This is a genomic window from Stackebrandtia albiflava (genome assembly GCF_007994225.1).
GTDB lineage: Bacteria > Actinomycetota > Actinomycetes > Mycobacteriales > Micromonosporaceae > Stackebrandtia > Stackebrandtia albiflava.
On the sequence record NZ_VLLL01000006.1, the window covers coordinates 1,340,375 to 1,358,794 of the forward strand.

An 18,420-nucleotide genomic window follows, 5' to 3' on the forward strand; every position below is an offset into this window, starting at 1 on the left:
CACGAGCCTCCGGTGGATGTCAGGGGACGGGTGCGGCGCATCAGTCGACCGTCACGTAGTCGGGGCCGGAGTAGCGGCCGGTCGCCAGCTTCTGGCGCTGCATCAACAGGTCGTTGAGGAGGCTCGACGCACCGAACCGGAACCAGCGGGCCGTCAACCAGTCGGGTCCGGCGACCTCGTTCACGGTCACCAGGTAACGCATCGCGTCCTTGGTGGTGCGGATCCCCCCGGCGGGCTTCACACCGACCTGACGGCCCGTCTCGGCTCGGAAGTCGGCTACCGCCTGCAACATCAGCAGCGTCACCGGCAACGTCGCCGCCGGAGACACCTTCCCGGTGGACGTCTTGATGAAGTCCGCGCCCGCGTACATCGCCAACCAGCTCGCGGCACGCACGTTGTCGTACGTCGCCAGCTCCCCGGTCTCCAGGATGACCTTCAGGTGCGCGGCACCGCACGCCTGCTTCACCGCGACGATCTCGTCGAACACCACGCCCCACCGGCCCGACAGGAACGCGCCGCGGTTGATCACCATGTCGATCTCGTTGGCGCCGGCGGCCACCGCCGCCTGCGTGTCGGCGACCTTCACCTCCAACGGCACCTGACCGGAGGGGAACCCCGTCGCCACACTCGCCAGATTCACACCGGAACCGGCGAGTTCGGCGGCGGCGGTGGGAACCATCGCCGGATACACGCACACCGCGGCCACCTTCGGGCAGCCCGGATCGGAGGGGTCGGGGCGCATCGCCTTGACGCACAGCGACCGCACCTTGCCGGGGGTGTCGGCCCCCTCCAGGGTGGTGAGGTCCACCATGCCGATGGCGGTGTCGATCGCCCACGCCTTGGCGGTGGTCTTGATCGACCGGGTGGCCAGGCCCGCCGCGCGCTGCTCCAAGCCCACCTGGTCGACGCCGGGTAGACCGCGCAGCCTCGCGAGGGCCTCGCCCGAGGCGAGAAGAGAGGTCATGATCGCGATCTTACGGGGCGAAACGGGCGCTTCGTAACCGCCCGACCACCAGCCATCCCGGCCGTGCCCGTCCGTGTAGGGGGCGACGCCCGGCGCGGACGGACCGTCGGAAGCCGGACGGGCGTACCGGTAGAGTCTGCCGCTGTGGACGTACACGTCGTAGAACACCCCCTGGCCGCCGCCCGGCTCACCGTCATGCGCGACGAGCGCAGCGACTCGGTGGTATTCCGGGCCGCCCTGCACGAACTGACGACCCTGCTGGTGTACGAGGCCACCCGCGACATCGACGCCGAACGCTTCGAGATCCGCACCCCCGTCGCCGCCACCACGGGCGTCCGGTTGGCGAACCCGCCGCTGCTGGTGCCGGTGCTGCGCGCCGGGCTCGGCATGGCCGACGCGGCCCACCGGCTGCTGCCCGAGGCGACCATGGGCTTCGTCGGGCTCGCCCGCGACGAGGAGACCCACGAGCCCCGCGCGTACATGGAGTCCCTTCCCGAAGACCTCACCGGCCGCCGGGTCGTCGTGCTGGACCCGATGGTCGCCACCGGAGGATCGCTGCTGCGCTGCTGCGAGATGATCGCCGAACGCGGCTGCACCGACATCTCCGTGGTGTGCGTCCTGGCCGCACCCGAGGGCATCCGCAAGCTCGAGGAGTCCGGGCTGCCGCTGACCGTCACCACCGCCTCCGTCGACGAGGGCCTGAACGAGGCCGCCTACATCGTCCCCGGTCTCGGCGACGCCGGAGACCGGCAGTTCGGCCACTACCGCCGGTTCTGACCGCCTCGACGGCACACCGGGACACACCAGTCCCACCGCTCACCGATCCGCGGCGACCACCCCCGATCCCGGGCTCCGGGGCCGCCCCACTGCCGTAGGCTGCGAAACGTGGCGACATCGTCACGGTTCGCGAGGGCGGGGGGAACCGATGATCCCGATCACGGCCGTCAAACTGGGGCCGGAAGTGGAACGGGCCGTCGTGGAGGTCGTGCGGTCGGGGAGACTCGCGCAGGGCGACCGGGTCGAACGGCTCGAACGGGAGTTCGCCCGAGTCGTGGGCATACCGCACGCCGTGGCGGTCGACAACGGCACCACCGCACTCGTCGCCGCGATCCGCGCCGCCGGAGTCGGCCCCGGTGACGAGGTCGTGACCAGCCCGTTCACCTTCGTCGCCACCCTCAACGCCATCCTGGAGGCCGGAGCCACCGCCAGGTTCGCCGACATCGACGCCACCGACTTCTGCGTCACCGCCGAGACACTGGAGGCGGCGATGTCGGAACGGACCACGGCCGTCGTCCCCGTCCACCTATACGGGCAGTGCGCCGACATGCCCGCCATCCGCGACATGGCCGCCCGCCACGGCGTCGCGATCGTCGAGGACGCCGCCCAGGCGTTCGGCGCGACGGTCGCCGGGACGGCCGCCGGCGCGTTCGGCATCGGCTGCTTCTCCCTGTACGCGACGAAGAACCTCACCACCGGGGAGGGCGGCGTCGTCACCACCTCCGACGACGCGGTCGCCGAGCGACTCCGGCTGTGGCGCAACCAGGGCATGCGGGAACGCTACGAGTACCTGGTGCCGGGACACAACTGGCGGCTCACCGACCTCCAGGCGGCGATCGCACTGCCGCAACTGGCGGCCTACCCGCAGACCCTCAAACGCCGTCGCGCGAACGCCGACCTGCTGACGGAGGGACTGGCGGGACTGCCGTTGACGACCCCCCGCCGGATGCCCGACCGGGAACACGTCTGGCACCAGTACACCGTCCTGGTGGAACCGGACTCCCCGCTGCGCCGCGACGCACTCGCCGCCGCCCTCGCCGAGGCCGGTATCGGCACCGGCGTCTACTACCCCCGCCTCGTCCACGACTACGACTGCTACCGGGGTCATCCCCGGGTGATACGGACGGGTACGCCCGTCGCCGCCGACGTGGCCGCGCGCTGCCTGTCCCTACCGGTACACCAGCACCTCACCGACGACGACCTCGACCGGATCGTCGCGGGGGTGCGCACGGCACTGAGGAGGGAAGATGTTGCACGTCGCGTTGATCGGCGCCGGGACGATGGGAGCACATCACGCCCGGGTGATCAGTCAGTCCGAGCGAAGTGACCTCGCCGCGGTCATCGACCCCGACGAACAGACCGGCCGAGAGGTCGCCGAACGCCATCAGGTGCGGTGGCTGCCCGAACCCGGCGACTGGTCGGGTCTGGACGCGGTGGTGGTCGCCGCACCCACCCCGCTCCACCGCCGCATCGCCGAGTCCGCGCTGACGGCCGGTCTCCCCACCCTGCTGGAGAAGCCGGTGGCCTGCGAACTCACCGAATGCCAGAGCATCGTCGACACCGCCGCCCGCGTCGGCGTCCCGCTGATGTGCGGGTTCGTCGAGCGGTTCAACCCGGCGGTGCTCACCACCCGGCTCATCGTCGAACAGCCGGTGCACGTCAACTCGGTCCGGCACGGGCCGTACGCGCCGAGGATCCGCACCGGCGTCGCCTGGGACCTTCTCATCCACGACGTCGACAGTTGCCTGCGAATGGTCGGAGGCGAGCCGAAACGGGTGTGGGGCAGCACCGGCCGGTACCACCCGACGTCGCTGCCGGGCGCCGAGGACGTCTCCGAGGCGATCATCGAGTTCACCGGGAGCGCGGTCGCCACCGCCTCGGCGAGCCGGATCAGCCACCGCAAGGTGCGTTCGATGACCGTCACCGAACTGGACCGGGTCATCGAGACGGACCTGTTGCGCCGCACCGTGACGATCTACCGGCACGTCGACCACGACTCCGGTGCCGACGCGCACGCCGGGTACCGGCAGCAGACCGTCATCGAGATCCCGGAACTGGCGGCGCACCGGGAACCGCTCGCCGCGCAGTGGGACCACTTCTGTGACCTGGTCGACGGGGCGGTCGACATGGTCGCCGAACGGCAGACCATCCTGCCGCCGCACCGGGTCATCGCCGACCTGTGCGCGTCCCACCGGCCGTGACGGTGACGCGGGCCGACCGCGAGCGACGGACGGGTTCATCGGGGCGACGGCGTGGTGAACCCGCCCCGCACCACCTCGACCGCGCCGCCGGGGCCACAGCGCGGCCGCCACCACCAGCGGTCTGCGCGTCGGCCCGACCGGCCGACCCCGACCGTCTGCGGAACCACCACGGCGGTCGTCCACAACCACCCGGTTATCCACAGGCGGATCGTTTCCCGCTGTACGGGCTCCCCCGGACGGCCTAGGCTCGACGCCATGGGGAGGAGGAGTGGCGGCCCCCGACCACTTCCGCGGCACCGGGTGTCGGCCGTCCGCTCTCCGTCATGCGCGGCTCCGAAAAGGCCGTTCCGGTGGCCGCCGCAGGAGGTTTCACCGTGGAACCGGGCCGTCGTGGGGATTCTTCCCGAGCGGATATGACCGCCCTCCGACTTCGATAGCATCACCGACTGTGAGCACACCGATCGTCAGCGTGATCATCCCGGTGTACAACGTGATGCCGTGGCTGACCGAGTGTGTTCAGTCGGTCCTCGACCAGACCATCGGCGCCTCCGCCGTCGAGATCGTCGCCGTCGACGACGGGTCCACCGACGGCAGCGGCCCCGAACTCGACCGGCTCGCCGCACAGGCCGCGAACCTGCGGGTCACGCACCTCCCCGGCAACTCCGGCGGCCCGGGACTGCCGTGCAACATCGGCGTCGCCCAGGCCACCGGCCGCTACCTGTTCTTCCTCGGTGGTGACGACTACCTCGGCACGGAGGCCCTGGCACGGATGGTCGCCATGGCCGAACGCGCCGGCTCCGACATCGTGCTCGGCCGCACCGCCCCCGTACCGGGCTACGGCACGCGGAGCCACCAACGCATCTGGACCCGCAACCGGCCCCGCGCGGACCTCTTCACCACCCGCGTGTACGACTCCCTGGGCCAGATCAAACTCTTCCGCCGGGACTTCTTCACCGGCCTGAACCGCCCGTTCGAGGTCGGCCGCCGACTCGCGTCCGACCAGCCGGTGGTCGCCTACGCCTACCTGCACGCCGACGTCATCTCGATCGTCGCCGACTACGACTGCTACTACATCCGGGACCGCCGCGACGGCACCAACGCCACCGCCCGGCCCGACGACCCCGTCGAGTTCATCGCCCACGTCGACGGGATCTGCCGGATGCTCGCCGACCACATCCCGCCCGGCCGCGACCGTGACCACCTCGTCGAACGGCACGTCCGCAACGAGGTCCTGAAGTGGGCGGTGGGCCGGTGCTGGGACGATCCCGACACCGACCGGCCCGCGCTCCTGACCGCCGCCGGAGACTTCCTGCGGGACTGGCTCACGCCCGGCGTCGTCGACGAACTGACGCCGCTCTACCGCGTCATGGCCGACCGGGTCCTCGCCGCCGACGAGGCCCGGCTCACCCGGGTCATCCGGTTCCAACAGTCGGACGCGCCCCGCCGCGCGATCGTCGAGGGCGATCGGGTCTACGTCGACCTGCCACTCTTCGGCGACCCCGAGGCGGGCGTCCCCGACCGGTACTACGACGTCACCGAACGGCTCACCGTCCGGCACCGCGTGGACGGCTGCGAATGGCGGGGATCCCGCGTCACCCTCACCGGCGCCGCCTGGACACCGCAACTGCCGGGCGAACCACATCGGACGTACCTGGTGCTGCGGGAACGCGACACCGGAGCCGAACACCGCATCCCGGCACGACCGGGCGAGGCCATCGGCCACGGGGACGAACCCGACGGTGCGGCCTTCCGGGTCGAATGCGACCTGTCGACGGCCGCCGACGGCGGCCCCCTCCCGGACGGCCGCTGGGACCTGCTGGTGGCCGTCGAGTTCGCGGGCGGCACCCGTGACCACCGCATCGGCGCCGTCCACGGCGACGGCTACGACCTTGCGACCAGTCGCCGGGTCGTGGACCTGCCCGGCCGCGACCCGGCGCTGGTGACCGCCCACACCACCAGATTCGGCAACCTGACGTTGCGACTGGAGTCGCGTCCGGGCGCCTCCCGCCGCACCGCGCTGCTCACCGAGTCGATCCGGGCCGGTTCCCGGCTCCGGTTGAAGGTGCGGGCCGGACTGGCGGACTGGCCGACCCCGCTGACCGCCGCACTGTGCCTGCGACGCGGTACCGACGTCCGGCGTGTCCCCGCCCGGTCGCAAGCCACCGTCGACGGTCTCGACGTCACCGGCACCCTGGCCTGGCCTGGGACGGGATGGCTCCGCGCCGCGTGGACCGTCGTGTTGCGACTCGACTGGCCCGGCGGCGGAATGGACCTACCCGTGGCGTCACCCCGGGGCCGTACCGCCGGATTCCCCGCCCGGCCACCACTGCGGCGGATCCTGCGAAGGATCGCGGGGGCCGCCCGCCGCGCCGTCGCCACCACCGCCACGCCGGTCGCGGTGACCCGCGCCGAGACCCGGCCGGGCGGCCGGGGCACCGTAGTCATGCTCGTCGACAACGCCGTCGTCAGTGACTCGCGTGTGCAGAAGACCGCCCGCTCGGCCGCCGAGAACGGCTGGGACGTGACCCTGCTGGGGCGGTCACCCGACAAGCGTCCCCGGACGTGGCGGATCGGCGGCGCGAGGGTGCGGCTCATCCCCATGAGGTCGCCGTTGCGGTTGCGGCCCGCGCAGTTCCGCAAGGACTGGCTGCACCGCCCGCTGGCCTACCCGGCCGGCCGTACCAGCGCGTGGCGGGTCCAGAAGGCGAAGGCCCGCCGGGCCGACCTGGACACCCGGTTGGCCGCGTGGCGGGTCCGCACCGCGCCTGACGGTCCCGGCCCCCTCGACAGGTTGACACTGCTGGGATGGCGGTTCGCCAGCGCCTCCGCGAAACTGTCCCGCCGCTGGGTGGCGTTGCGGGAACGGCAGACCACCGCCGCCAAGCGCGACGCCGGACGCGGCGACCTCCGTGGCCGGGCCGCGTACGCGCGACTGTGGGGCCGGTTCGGTGGCGCACGCGCCTGGCGACACCTCGACCCCTCGTTGTGGGACTACGAACTGGCCTTCGGCCCCGTCGTCGACGCGCTCCGTCCCGACATCGTCCACGCCAACGACTTCCGCATGCTCGGCGTCGGGGCCCGCGCCGTGTTGCGTGCCCGCGCCGCCGGACGCCCGACCCGCCTGGTGTGGGACGCCCACGAGTACCTGCCCGGTATCAAACCCTGGCGGGACGATCCACGGTGGCTGCCCGCCATGACCGCACACGAGACCGAACACGCCCGGTACGCCGACGCCGTCGTCACCGTCTCCGACGAACTGGCCAGCCTGCTCCGCAGGCGCCACGGGCTCACCCGCACGCCCGCCGTCGTCCTGAACGCCCCCGACGTCGACGCCGCACCGCCAGCCGGGGCCCGGCCCGACCTCCGCGCCTCCTGCGGCCTGGGGCCCGACACCCCACTGGTCGTATACAGCGGCAGTGCCGCGCCGCAACGCGGCCTCGACGTCATGATCGAGGGACTGCCCGCGCTGCCGGGCGTCCACGTCGCCCTGGTGGTCAACCGCCCGGAGTCGCCCTACGTGGCCGGGCTGCTGGCGACCGCCGCCGACCTCGGGGTCGCCTCCCGCGTGCACGTCCTGCCGTACGTGCCGCACGAGAACGTCGTCGACTTCCTGTCCGCCGCCGACGCCGGGGTCATCCCCATCCACCACTGGCCCAACCACGAGATAGCACTCATCACCAAGTACTTCGAGTACGCCCACGCCGGGCTGCCCATCGTGGTGTCGGACGTACGCGCGATGGCCGACACGACACTGCGCACCGGAATCGGTGAGGTGTTCGTCGCCGGCGACGCCGACGACTACGTGAGAGCCCTCAAATCCGTCCTCGCCGACCCCGGACGCTACCGCCGGGCGTACGACCCGGCCCTACTCGAACAGTGGACGTGGCGGCGACAGGCCGCCATCCTCGACGAGGTGTACCGCCGCCTGTCGCCCGCCCCGGCGGCACCACAGACCGACCCGCGACGTCCGCACCGGCCCGACCCGGCGAACCGGACGGAACCGGGCGACCGGACCAGTCGAAGCACCGTCACCTGAGGAGCCGCCATGCGCGTCTGCGTCGTCGGATTGGGGAAGATCGGACTGCCGTTGGCCGCGCAGTTCGCCACCAGGGGCCACCGGGTGTCCGGCGCCGACATCGACCCCCGGGTCGTGAAGGCCGTCAACTCCGGCGGCGTGCCGTTCCCGGGGGAGACCGGACTGGCCGACGCGGTGTCGGCGGCGTCGTCGGCGGGGCTGCTCACCGCCACCACCGACGTCGCCGAGGCGGTCGCCGAGGCCGAGACGACCGTGGTGGTGGTGCCGTTGTTCGTCACCGACGACGGAACCCCCGACTTCACCACGATGGACGCAGCCACCGCCTCCGTCGCCGCCGGGTTGCGGCCGGGTTCCCTCGTCAGCTACGAGACCACCCTGCCGGTCGGTACCACCCGGAACCGGTTGGCACCGGCACTGGAGGAGGGGTCCGGTCTGGTCTGCGGGCGGGACTTCCACCTGGCGTTCAGCCCCGAGCGCGTGTTCACCGGCCGGGTCTTCACCGACCTTCGCCGATACCCGAAACTGGTCGGCGGCTTCGACGAGGAGTCGGCGTCGCGGGCCGTCGCGTTCTACTCGGCCGTACTGGAGTTCGACCACCGCCCCGAACTGACCAGGCCCAACGGGGTGTGGAACCTCGGCACCGCCGAGGCCGCCGAGTTCGCGAAACTCGCCGAGACCACCTACCGCGACGTCAACATCGGACTCGCCAACCAGTTCGCCAGATACGCCGACTCGATCGGCGTCGACGTGTACGACGTCATCGCGGCCTGCAACACCCAGCCGTACAGCCACATCCACCGGCCGGGGATCGCCGTCGGCGGACACTGCATCCCGGTGTACCCGCAGCTCTACCTGTGGAACGACCCCGACGCCACCGTGGTGGCCGCCGCGCGCGCCGCCAACGCCACCATGCCCGACTACGCCGTCGCGGCGCTCGCCTCCGCGTACGGCGACCTGCGGGAGGCGAGCGTCCTGGTACTGGGCGCCGCGTACCGGGGCGGCGTGAAGGAGACCGCCTACTCGGGCGTGTTCCCGCTCGTGGACCGGCTCACCGAACTCGGCGCCCGCCCCGTGGTCTCCGACCCGCTGTACGACCCGGACGAACTGTCCGCGCTGCGCCTGCCGCCCTACCGCCGGGAACCGGTGGACGCCATCATCGTCCACACCGACCACGCCCGGTACCGGCACCTGGCGGCGGCGGACTGGCCCGGAGTCAAGGTGCTGATAGACGGCCGCCGCATCACCGACCCGCAACGGTGGACCGGTGTGCGGCGGCTCGTCATCGGTGACGGCGCCATGGCCGAACAACCGGACTGACGCGCCCGCACGACCGGGTGCCGACCCGCCGAGACGACCACGGCGCGGCCGGACTCACAGGCCCAACGCCGCCGACACCTCGGTCCGCAACGCCTGCAACGCCGCGGCGGCGCGTTCCCGGGCCGCCGGGACGTCGTCCTCGGCGACGGGCTCCACGACCTCCAGGTACGCCTTCAGCTTCGGTTCGGTACCCGAGGGCCGCACCACGACACGGCAGGACGCCGTCCGTAGCGTCACCACGTCGGCGTCCGGCGCCAGGTCGTCGTACTCCGTGACCGGTTCGTCCAGCAGGGTCGCCGGGACGTCGGCGCGCAACCGGGCCATGGCGTCGGTGATCTCCCGCAGATCCTCCACCCGCACCGAGAGCTGATCGGTGCGGTACACCCCGAACTCCCGGGCGAGCTCGTCCAGCCGGTCGGAGAGACTCGACAGCGCCGCCTTCAACCCGGCGGCCAGTTCGCACGTCAACAACGCCGCCGACACGCCGTCCTTGTCGCGCACCGCGTCCGGTGCGACGCAGTAGCCGATGGCCTCCTCATAACCGAACGCCAGGTCCTCGTCTGCGCGCACGATCCACTTGAACCCGGTCAATGTCTCGCGGTACTCCACCCCCCGGGCCTCGCACATCGCCCGCAGCATCTGAGAGGACACGATGGTGGTGGCGTAGACGCCGCGCCTGCCGCGCCGGATCAGGTGGTCCGCCAACAGGACGCCCAGCTCGTCGCCCCGCAACGCCCGCCAACCGGACGCGTCGGGCACCGCCACGGCGCACCGGTCGGCGTCGGGGTCCAACGCGATCGCCAGATCCGCGTCCGACCGGTCCGCCAGCCCGACCAGTAGGTCCATCGCCCCCGGCTCCTCCGGGTTGGGGAACGCCACCGTCGGGAACGCCGGGTCCGGGGCCGCCTGCTCGGGCACCAGTGACGGCGGCGCGAAACCCGCCCGTTCCATCGCCGCCACCAGTACCTCGCCCCCGACGCCGTGCATCGGCGTGGCGACGACCGTCAACTCCTTGGGATCGTCCCGGTCGATCACCGACGCGACCGCCGACAGGTACTCCGCCACGATGGAGTCGTCCAACACCGTGCCGGGATCACCCAGCGGTATGTCGGCGAGCGGTCCGAGACCGGCGATCGCCGCCTCGATCTCGGTGTCCACCGGGGAGACGATCTGTGCCCCCGCGCCCGACGCGCCGCCGAGCTCCTTACCGAGGTAGACCTTGTAACCGTTGTCGGCGGGCGGATTGTGGCTGGCGGTGACCATCACCCCGGCGACCGCGCCCAGGTGCCGCACCGCGAACGCCAGCACCGGTGTCGGCAACGGCCGGGGCAGCACCAGGGCGTCACGGCCGGTACCGGTGACGACGCGCGCCGTCTCATCCGCGAACTCCGCCGAACCGTTCCGGGCGTCGTAACCGACGACGACCGGGCCGCTGACGCCCTGCCGGTGCAGCCACGCCGACAGGCCCGCCGCCGCGGCCCGCACCACCGCGCGGTTCATCCCGTTGGGGCCGGCGCGGACCGGCCCGCGCAACCCGGCCGTACCGAACACGAGTCGCCCCGCGAACCGGTCCGCCAGTTCACCGTGGGACTCCGGCAGCCGGTCCAGGAGCCGGTACAACTCGTCCCGGGTGGCCGCGTCGGGATCGTCGGTGATCCACCGCAACGTCACGGCGCGCAGACTGTCCAAGGTGTCGGTCGTCATCGGATCTGCCATGGCTGCGATCCTTTCACAACCGGCTCTCGGAACCGGTACACCCGGAGCGTTTCAGGCGGTCAACTCGTACGTCGCCACCGCGTGTTCGTAGATCGCCAGGCTGTCGGCGAACAGCTCCTCCGGCACCGACATGTACACGTGGTAGTTGTGAGTGTCGGTGTGGACGATCAACCAGATCGCGTGACGGGGCTGCTCGTCGTTGGCGCGGATCCCCTTGTACTCCAACTGGTAGCCGTCGACACCGGCCAGTTGTGCGGGTTCCAGCGAGATCCGTTCGAACGACCCCTTCACGAAGTTGCGGCCGTCGTTCTTGAACCCCTTCTCCGCGTTCTCCAGGACCTTCTGCGGGTCGCCCTCCTTGGGGGGCACGTTCAACCGCAGCCACCGGTCCTCGTTGTCCGGATCGACGACGTCGACATAGGTCTCGCCGCCCTTGACGATGTCCCATCCCTTGGGGATCTCCACCGTGAACCGGCCGTCGGGGTCGGCGTACACCTCGGTCTCGAAGGGAGGTGGTTCCTCCTCGGAGTCGCCGGTGGACGTGATCGGTGGTGGCGTCTCCTCCTCACCGGAGGACAACACGACGATCAGGGTGACGACCATCGCCAGCACGACGGCACCGATCCCCCCGGCCAGCAGCAACGGCGTCCGGTTGGGCTTCGTCGTGGCGGCCGGAGTCTCCCGGTACCCGTCGGGCGCGGTAGGGAAACCGGGCGGTGGCGCCGCGAACGCCGACGTCGGCGACGGCCCCACGGGCGGACCGGCCGGACCCGCCGGCGAGGTCACCGGCGGCGGCATCGGGATGCCGGAGATGGGGCCACCGGAGGTCGGGGGTGAGGCGGGCGACTGCGGACCGTCACCGGCGAGCGGACCGGCCAGCAACGCCGTCAGCGTGTTGCGCACGTGCGCCAGATCGACCCGGCGTTTCGGGTCCTTCTCCAACAGGCCCGCCAGGAGCGGACCGAGCGGACCGGCGTTGCGGGGCGCCTCCGGCGGATCGTGGACGACGGCGTGCATGGTCGCCGAGGTCTCGCCGCGTTCGAACGGCGGTCGGCCCTCCAGCGCGGCGTACATCGTCACACCCAGCGAGAACACGTCACTGGCGGGCTCGGCCGGGCCACCCACCGCACGTTCCGGCGCGATGTAGTGCGCCGAGCCCAGGACCATGCCCGGGGCGGTGTGCCCGGTGCCGGCGGAACCGGCCGCGGCACCGAAGTCCGACAGGACGCACCGGCCGTCACCGCTGATGAGCACGTTGCCGGGTTTGATGTCGCGGTGCAGGATGCCGGCCTCGTGCGCGGCCTCCAACGCACCGGTCAGGGCCAGACCGATCTTGGCGACCACCCGGGGAGGCATCGGACCGTCGCCGCCGATGATCTCGGCGAGACTGCGGGCCTGAAGCAGCTCCATCACGATCCACGGCAGGCCGTTCTCGGTGATGACGTCGAACACCCGCACCACCGAGGCGTGCGACAGGCGTGCCGCGGCCTGCGCCTCACGGAGGGTGCGCTGACACAGTTGGTCGCGTTCCTCCGGGGACAGGCCGGGCGGCAGGATCACCTCCTTGACGGCGACGTCCCGGCGGAGCAGCCGGTCGTGGGCACGCCACACGGTGCCGTGGCCGCCGTCGCCGATGCGGGCGGTCAGCTCGTATCTGCTGGCCAGGACGGTGGACTGGGCTTGTGGTCCGGTCGCAGGGCCGGTGTGGAAGTGGGGCCGCTCATCGGCTTGCGGACCGGGGGGCGGGTAAGTCACGGGGGCGCCTCCTTACGGACATAAGTGTGGCCTGCTTTCGCCACTCCGGCGCATCCAGGTCGCCCCCATCACGGTGAGTGGAGTCGCGGCTACCTGTCAAGGTTCCGGCTGATTTCCGATCCGGCCCCCGTTGCTGTCGCCTCGCCCTCGGACGGCCTTCCGGGGGCGTGTGGGTGGCGTGCGGCCGTACGGCGTCACACGTCCACGGTTGTCCACAACCGCCGGGTTGTCCACAGGCGCGCGTCCACCGGCTCGACAGGGTCCGGATTCTCGTTCTACGCTCAAGCCATGGGGTGGAGGATGGCGGCCCCCGCACCGCGGGTGACCGGGCCGTCCGCCCCGGCGCCCCCGGACGGGTCACCCGGCGGTGATGAGCGCGCCCCCTGTGATCCACAGCCTCTGAGAGGCTGTCCTCGGTCCTGCTGTTCTGCTGCGCGTCGCCCGGTCGGCGCCTCGCGGCGTTGTCGGAGGCCCTGCGTACAACACCGGTACGCAGCGCCTCCTCCGCCTTGCGAATGCACTCGACCGGACACCGCTCGCGACGAACGAGGACCGAGGACAGCCTCTAAGATCGGCGTCATGTCCGTTCGTCACAGTGAGTCAGGCTTCCCCATCGCGCCGGTCTACGGTCCCGACGACGTCGCGCCGGGTCTCGGCGAACGGCTCGGAGCGCCCGGTGAGTACCCCTACACGCGGGGCCCGTACCCGACGATGTACACCGCCCGGCCCTGGACCATGCGGCAGTACGCGGGTTTCGGCACCGCCACCGAGTCCAACCGCCGCTACCACCAGCTGCTGGAGGCGGGCACCATGGGCCTGTCGGTGGCCTTCGACCTGCCGACCCAGATGGGTTACGACTCCGACGCCCCGTTGGCGCACGGCGAGGTCGGCAAGGTCGGTGTCGCGATCGACTCCCTCGCGGACATGCGCACCCTGTTCGACGGGATCCCGCTGGACAAGGTCTCCACGTCGATGACGATCAACGCGCCGGCGTCGCTGCTCCTGCTGCTGTACCAACTGGTGGCGGAGGAGCAGGGGGTCGCGTCGTCGGCGTTGACCGGCACCATCCAGAACGACATCCTCAAGGAGTACATCGCGCGGGGAACCTACATCTTCCCGCCCGCGCCGTCGCTGCGGCTGGTGTCGGACACCTTCGCGTACTGCCGCGACGAGATTCCGAAGTGGAACACGATCTCCATCTCCGGATACCACATGGCCGAGGCGGGCGCGACGCCCGCGCAGGAGATCGCGTTCACCCTCGCCAACGGCATGGAGTACGTGCGGGCCGCCATCGAGTCCGGATTGGACGTCGACGAGTTCGCGCCGCGCCTGTCGTTCTTCTTCGTCGCGCGCACCACGCTGCTGGAGGAGATCGCGAAGTTCCGCGCGGCGCGGCGGATCTGGGCACGGGTGATGCGTGACGAGTTCGGCGCCCGCAATCCCAAGTCGCACATGCTGCGTTTCCACACGCAGACCGCCGGTGTCCAGTTGACGGCGCAACAGCCGGAGGTGAACCTGATCCGGGTCGCGGTGCAGGGCCTGGGGGCGGCACTGGGGGGTACGCAGTCCCTGCACACCAACGGATACGACGAGGCGATAGCCCTGCCGACAGAGAAGGCGGCCCGTCTCGCGCTGCGGACGCAACAGGTCCTCGCCTACGAGACCGACGTGACGGCGACCGTGGACCCTTTCGCCGGTTCGTACTTCATGGAGGCGATGACCGACGAGGTGGAGGCGGCCGCGCAGGACCTCATCGCCCGGGTCTTCGACTTCGGGTCCTCGGTGGCGGCGATCGAGGCGGGATTCCAGAAGGGCGAGATCGAGAACACCGCGTACGCCACGGCCAAGGAGATCGACTCCGGTGAGCGGGTCGTCGTTGGTGTCAACCGGTTCACCGTGGACGTGGAGGAACCCTACGAGCCGCTGCGGGTCGACCCGGCGATCGAGGCGGCGCAACGGGAACGTCTCGCACGTCTGCGGGCCGAACGGGACGGCGACGAGGTGCGCCGGGCCCTCGACGCCGTACGTGCCGCCGCCGCCGGGACCGACAACGTGCTGTACCCGGCGAAGCGGGCGTTGGCGGCGCTGGCGACCGTCGGGGAGGTCTGTGACACGCTGCGCGAGGTCTGGGGCTCCTACCGCCCACCCGAGTCGTTCTGACGGCCACGCCCGCGTCTTCGGGAGTCGCGGACCGGGCGAGGCCGGTGCCCCGCCGGGGCCGCCTGCCGGTCGGTTAGATTGGCCTCGATCACTCCGGCAGGTGATCCGCCCCCGCCCACGTCGCCTGCCCGTTCGGCGACCCCTCTCCGTGGAAGTCATCACGATGAACGCCGACGCCCCAGGCCGCCCTGCCGCACCCGCCGCCGACTCGGCGCACCCCGACGTACCGCCGCCCGCCGGACGCCCCGTCCCCGTGTGGACCGGCACGGGCCGGGTCGCCAACGTGCTGAAGGCCGTGGTGTTGTTGACGAGTGCGGTCGTGTTCGGGCTCACGTTGATCTCCATCGGCGGTGGTCATCCGGGATTCGCGCCGCCGTTCGCGCCGATGCGGACGACACCGGTGGAGGTACTGGACTGTCGCACCGTGACCGGGATCCACTGGTACGGCGTCGGGGAGTGGACCGAATGCGACGTCACCGCGACGATGCCGGACGGTGAGCGGATCACGCGGACACTCGGCCGGTCCGTGGTGTCGCCGGACTCGGTGGGCGACACGGTCACGCTGTGGACCCGCTGCGACGCGACACTGCGGTGGTGTGAGTGGTACCGGTCCGGGGATCCGGCCTCGACCGGTCCCGGGCCGTTCATTCAGGTGGTCGGCAGATCGGTCGCCGCGGTGTGCCTGGTCTCCGCCGCGTGGTGCCTGGCGGCGTCGGTGGTGGGCGGCGCGAGGGTGTCGCGACGGTTCCAGACACGTCGTTCCCGCGCCGGGATCCCGGTCGCGTGGCCCGCGCCCGGGGACGTGCGCCGCGTCGAGTCGCCGGACGGAGTCACGGGGGACGCCCTCGTCGCCGTGCGTTTCGGATACCGGCACGACGGTGAGGCACCGACCCGGCCGCCGCTGCTGTCGGTGAACGGTGTGTCGGTGCCGCTGTCGGAGTGGGCGGAGTACGAGATACCCGTACCGAGCCGGAGACTGTTCATGTTGCGGGCCGGCGTGTGGCGGGCGGACGGCACGACGAATCCGGCGGGCAGGGTGGCCCTGCGACTGCGCCCGGGTGACCGGGTGGAGCTGGACTACCTGGCGCCCAAGGATTTCGGTAAGCCCGGTCGTCTGGTGGGGCGGCCGGTCCGGGCCGTGGAGCGTTCCTGGTGGCGGTTGACGGTGCTGCTGATCGTTCCGGCGGCGATCCTGGCGGTCGTCACCGGGTGAGTGGTCCCGCCCGGCGGTGCGGAGGGTTCAGCCGGTGAGCACGAGCGCGGTGAGGCTGCCCGCCGTGGCCAGCACGGCCAGGACGCCGCTGGTGGCGATGAACCGCCGGATCGGCACGTCTATCCGGTCGGTGCCGCCGTCGCGTCGTCCGGTGGCCAGGTCGAACCACAGCAGGGTCGCCAGCGACGCCCACGGCAGTACGATCGGCGCGACGTTCGTGCCGATGAGCAGTCCCAGCAACGGTGTCAGGTGCCCTTCGGGTACCACCGACTCGACCGCCGTGTACGCCGGCAGGTTGTTGACCAGGTTGGACAGTGCCGCTCCGGTGAGCCCGGCCCGCACGGTCTCTGCGTCGTCGGCCGAGTCACCGACGGCGACCGACAGCAGGTCCGCCACGCCCCAGGACATGATCGCGGGCACCAGGAGGAACAGCCCGGTCACGAACACCAGTAGCCGCCAGGGGAACAGCGACCAGTCGAGCAGGTCACGCCGGCGGGTGAGGCAGTAGGCCAACAGGATCACGGCGGCCGCGGTGGACACGAGTTCGATGTGGACTCCCGCGAGCACGGCGGCGACGAATCCGGCGCACACCACCGCCGCCACCGTGAACAGCGGCCGGTCGGCGACGGGAGGCAGCGAGGGAGACCGGTAGACGTCGAGCTCGCGATGCCTTCTGCGCCAGTAGAACCACCACAGGCAGCCCGCCGTGGCCAGCAGCGCGGCCAGTTGCGGCAGCCACATCCGGCCCGCGAACTCCAGTGGTGTCAGGCCGATCCGGTCGGCGGCCAGCAGGTTCGTCAGGTTCGACACCGGGAGCAGCAGGCTGGCGGTGTTGGCCAGCCACACGGTGGTCATGCCGAGTGCGAGTCCGGGGGCGCCGGTCTCGCGGGCGAGTGCCAGCATCACCGGTGTCAGCAGGACGATCGTGGTGTCCAGGTTGAGGAAGATCGTGGTGGCGGCGGCCAGCGCGACGGTGCAACCGAACAGGACCGCGTGATTCCCCCGGCCGAGCCGGGCCAGACCGGCGGCGGCGACGTCGAACACCTGGGAGTGCTGGAGGATCACCACCATCACCATGACGGTGCCGAGGAACAGCAGGAGCGGCGCCACCCGGGTGAGGCTGGCGACCGCGTCCGCGTGGGGGAGCAGACCCGTGGCCCAACACAGCAGGCCGGCGGCCAGGATGCCGAACCGGACCCGGTCCAGCGGGGCGATGCGGCGTGCGGCGCGCTCCGGTGATGCGTGGGACACGGCGGCAATGGTCTCACAGGGCCGCGAATCGGGGCCGCTGCGCTGAGTGGCCGTCCGACCGTAGAATGTGGCGGCCCGGTCCACCCGTATTCCGAAGGGGACAGTCATGCGGCGTTCCGTGCGCGACCGGATCCGTGGTTTCGCACGGTCTTCCGGTGACTACCTCGACCTGATCGTCGCCTGCGGTATGGCCTTCGTGGTCGCCGCGGTGAGCCTGCTGGACGTGTTCGGCGGTGACGAGTTCATCAACGAGGCGATCCTGCTGGTTTTGGGTTTCTACGCCCTGGCGGTGATCCGGGACCGCCGGGGCCGCCAGAAGGCGCTGGAGGACGCGAGCGCGTTGCGTTGCCTGGACGACGCCGCCGTCGACCGGGTGTTGACGGAGGAACGGGACCACACGACGCACTGGGCGCACCGGGACGGCACAGGGTCGTTGCTGCGCAGGCGGTTGCTGCCACGGCTGGCGGCCGAGGGCGGCCGGCGCGGCGGCGCGTTCGGCCTACAGGTGGAGTTGGCCGACCCGATGGACACGGGGCTGTGCGAACGCTACGCGGCGCAGTTCCGCTCCGGCGGCGAGAACGACTGGCGGGCGGCCGACGTCCGGGACGAGATCCTGGTGACGATCGTCGCCCTGTTCTACCTGGGGCTGCGGACGACGGTGCGTCCCCGGGTGGCGGTGTCCCGGAACCTGTCGATGTTCACCGTGGACCTGACCGACCGCGCCGTGTCGGTGGATCCGTTGCCACGGGGCGCACAGAGCCTGTTGGTGTCCGGTTCGCTCTCCCACTTCCGGGGCTGGCAGTACGATCTGGCCGCCAGCTACTCCCACGGCAGGGAACTACCCTTGGAACAGTCCCGGCACCGCGTGGAGGAGCCCGACGTCGTGGACATCGACGAACTCAACGCGGTGCTGGTCGATCTGGCCGTCCTCCCCGACGACTACCGCCGGGCCGACCTCTCCCGGTTGGCGGCGGCGGTGACCGCCGCGCTTCCGGCACGCGACGGCCGCAACTGACAGCAGCCGCCCGCG

12 protein-coding genes are annotated in these 18,420 nt (G+C 71.4%); 8 read left to right on the forward strand and 4 right to left on the reverse strand.

Translation table 11 applies throughout. The features are described from left to right. Nucleotides 1–40: 40 nt before the first annotated feature. A complete protein-coding gene (gene deoC, locus LX16_RS17150) occupies nucleotides 41–964 on the reverse strand; it encodes a deoxyribose-phosphate aldolase (RefSeq protein WP_147140047.1) in 924 nt (307 codons plus the stop codon). A gap of 144 nt (nucleotides 965–1,108) precedes the next feature. Here deoC and upp point away from each other — a divergent pair, with 144 nt between their 5' ends. From upp to LX16_RS17175, 5 genes are all read left to right on the forward strand, one after another. After that, nucleotides 1,109–1,741, forward strand: coding sequence for a uracil phosphoribosyltransferase (gene upp / locus LX16_RS17155; protein WP_147140049.1), 633 nt, complete (start codon nucleotides 1,109–1,111; stop codon nucleotides 1,739–1,741). A gap of 148 nt (nucleotides 1,742–1,889) precedes the next feature. Further along, a complete protein-coding gene (locus LX16_RS17160) occupies nucleotides 1,890–3,068 on the forward strand; it encodes a DegT/DnrJ/EryC1/StrS family aminotransferase (RefSeq protein ID WP_147140051.1) in 1,179 nt (392 codons plus the stop codon). Next, nucleotides 2,989–3,942 carry a Gfo/Idh/MocA family protein gene (locus LX16_RS17165; protein WP_147140053.1) on the forward strand — a complete coding sequence of 318 codons (954 nt, stop codon included), beginning with the start codon at nucleotides 2,989–2,991 and terminating at the stop codon, nucleotides 3,940–3,942. The genes LX16_RS17160 and LX16_RS17165 overlap by 80 nt, the downstream gene beginning before the upstream one ends. A gap of 448 nt (nucleotides 3,943–4,390) precedes the next feature. Continuing rightward, nucleotides 4,391–7,978 carry a glycosyltransferase gene (locus tag LX16_RS17170; RefSeq protein ID WP_147140055.1) on the forward strand — a complete coding sequence of 1,196 codons (3,588 nt, stop codon included), beginning with the start codon at nucleotides 4,391–4,393 and terminating at the stop codon, nucleotides 7,976–7,978. Nucleotides 7,979–7,987: 9 nt separating this feature from the next. Continuing rightward, a complete protein-coding gene (locus LX16_RS17175; protein ID WP_147140057.1) occupies nucleotides 7,988–9,295 on the forward strand; it encodes a nucleotide sugar dehydrogenase in 1,308 nt (435 codons plus the stop codon). Between the two features lie 54 nt (nucleotides 9,296–9,349). Here the strand turns inward: LX16_RS17175 and LX16_RS17180 are convergent, their stop codons facing one another. Both LX16_RS17180 and LX16_RS17185 read right to left on the reverse strand, forming a co-directional pair. Continuing rightward, nucleotides 9,350–10,999, reverse strand: coding sequence for a phosphohexomutase domain-containing protein (locus LX16_RS17180; protein ID WP_147140879.1), 1,650 nt, complete (start codon nucleotides 10,997–10,999; stop codon nucleotides 9,350–9,352). Between the two features lie 63 nt (nucleotides 11,000–11,062). Beyond that, on the reverse strand, nucleotides 11,063–12,766 hold the full coding sequence (locus LX16_RS17185) for a serine/threonine-protein kinase (protein ID WP_147140059.1): 1,704 nt from the start codon (nucleotides 12,764–12,766) through the stop codon (nucleotides 11,063–11,065). 579 nt (nucleotides 12,767–13,345) lie between these two features. On the opposite strand from LX16_RS17185, the gene LX16_RS17190 reads away from it, so the two are divergent. Both LX16_RS17190 and LX16_RS17195 read left to right on the forward strand, forming a co-directional pair. Then, on the forward strand, nucleotides 13,346–14,926 hold the full coding sequence (locus LX16_RS17190) for an acyl-CoA mutase large subunit family protein (RefSeq protein WP_147140061.1): 1,581 nt from the start codon (nucleotides 13,346–13,348) through the stop codon (nucleotides 14,924–14,926). Between the two features lie 163 nt (nucleotides 14,927–15,089). Further along, nucleotides 15,090–16,139: a DUF6346 domain-containing protein gene (locus LX16_RS17195; protein ID WP_147140063.1), complete on the forward strand. Its 1,050-nt coding sequence runs from the start codon at nucleotides 15,090–15,092 to the stop codon at nucleotides 16,137–16,139. 27 nt (nucleotides 16,140–16,166) lie between these two features. On the opposite strand, the gene LX16_RS17200 is transcribed toward LX16_RS17195, so the two are convergent. Then, entirely contained in the window at nucleotides 16,167–17,390 is a 1,224-nt protein-coding gene (locus LX16_RS17200; protein ID WP_211354553.1) for an ArsB/NhaD family transporter, read from the reverse strand. Nucleotides 17,391–17,496: 106 nt separating this feature from the next. Here LX16_RS17200 and LX16_RS17205 point away from each other — a divergent pair, with 106 nt between their 5' ends. Further along, nucleotides 17,497–18,405: a hypothetical protein gene (locus LX16_RS17205; protein WP_147140067.1), complete on the forward strand. Its 909-nt coding sequence runs from the start codon at nucleotides 17,497–17,499 to the stop codon at nucleotides 18,403–18,405. The last annotated feature ends 15 nt before the right edge of the window (nucleotides 18,406–18,420 follow it).

Coding starts and splice junctions, on each gene's coding strand:
- deoC (WP_147140047.1), bottom strand. CDS start 964: ATGACCTCTCTTCTCGCCTCGGGCGAGGCCCTCGCGAGGCTGCGCGGT.
- LX16_RS17160 (WP_147140051.1), top strand. CDS start 1,890: ATGATCCCGATCACGGCCGTCAAACTGGGGCCGGAAGTGGAACGGGCC.
- LX16_RS17165 (WP_147140053.1), top strand. CDS start 2,989: ATGTTGCACGTCGCGTTGATCGGCGCCGGGACGATGGGAGCACATCAC.
- LX16_RS17175 (WP_147140057.1), top strand. CDS start 7,988: ATGCGCGTCTGCGTCGTCGGATTGGGGAAGATCGGACTGCCGTTGGCC.
- LX16_RS17180 (WP_147140879.1), bottom strand. CDS start 10,999: ATGACGACCGACACCTTGGACAGTCTGCGCGCCGTGACGTTGCGGTGG.
- LX16_RS17190 (WP_147140061.1), top strand. CDS start 13,346: ATGTCCGTTCGTCACAGTGAGTCAGGCTTCCCCATCGCGCCGGTCTAC.
- LX16_RS17195 (WP_147140063.1), top strand. CDS start 15,090: ATGAACGCCGACGCCCCAGGCCGCCCTGCCGCACCCGCCGCCGACTCG.
- LX16_RS17205 (WP_147140067.1), top strand. CDS start 17,497: ATGCGGCGTTCCGTGCGCGACCGGATCCGTGGTTTCGCACGGTCTTCC.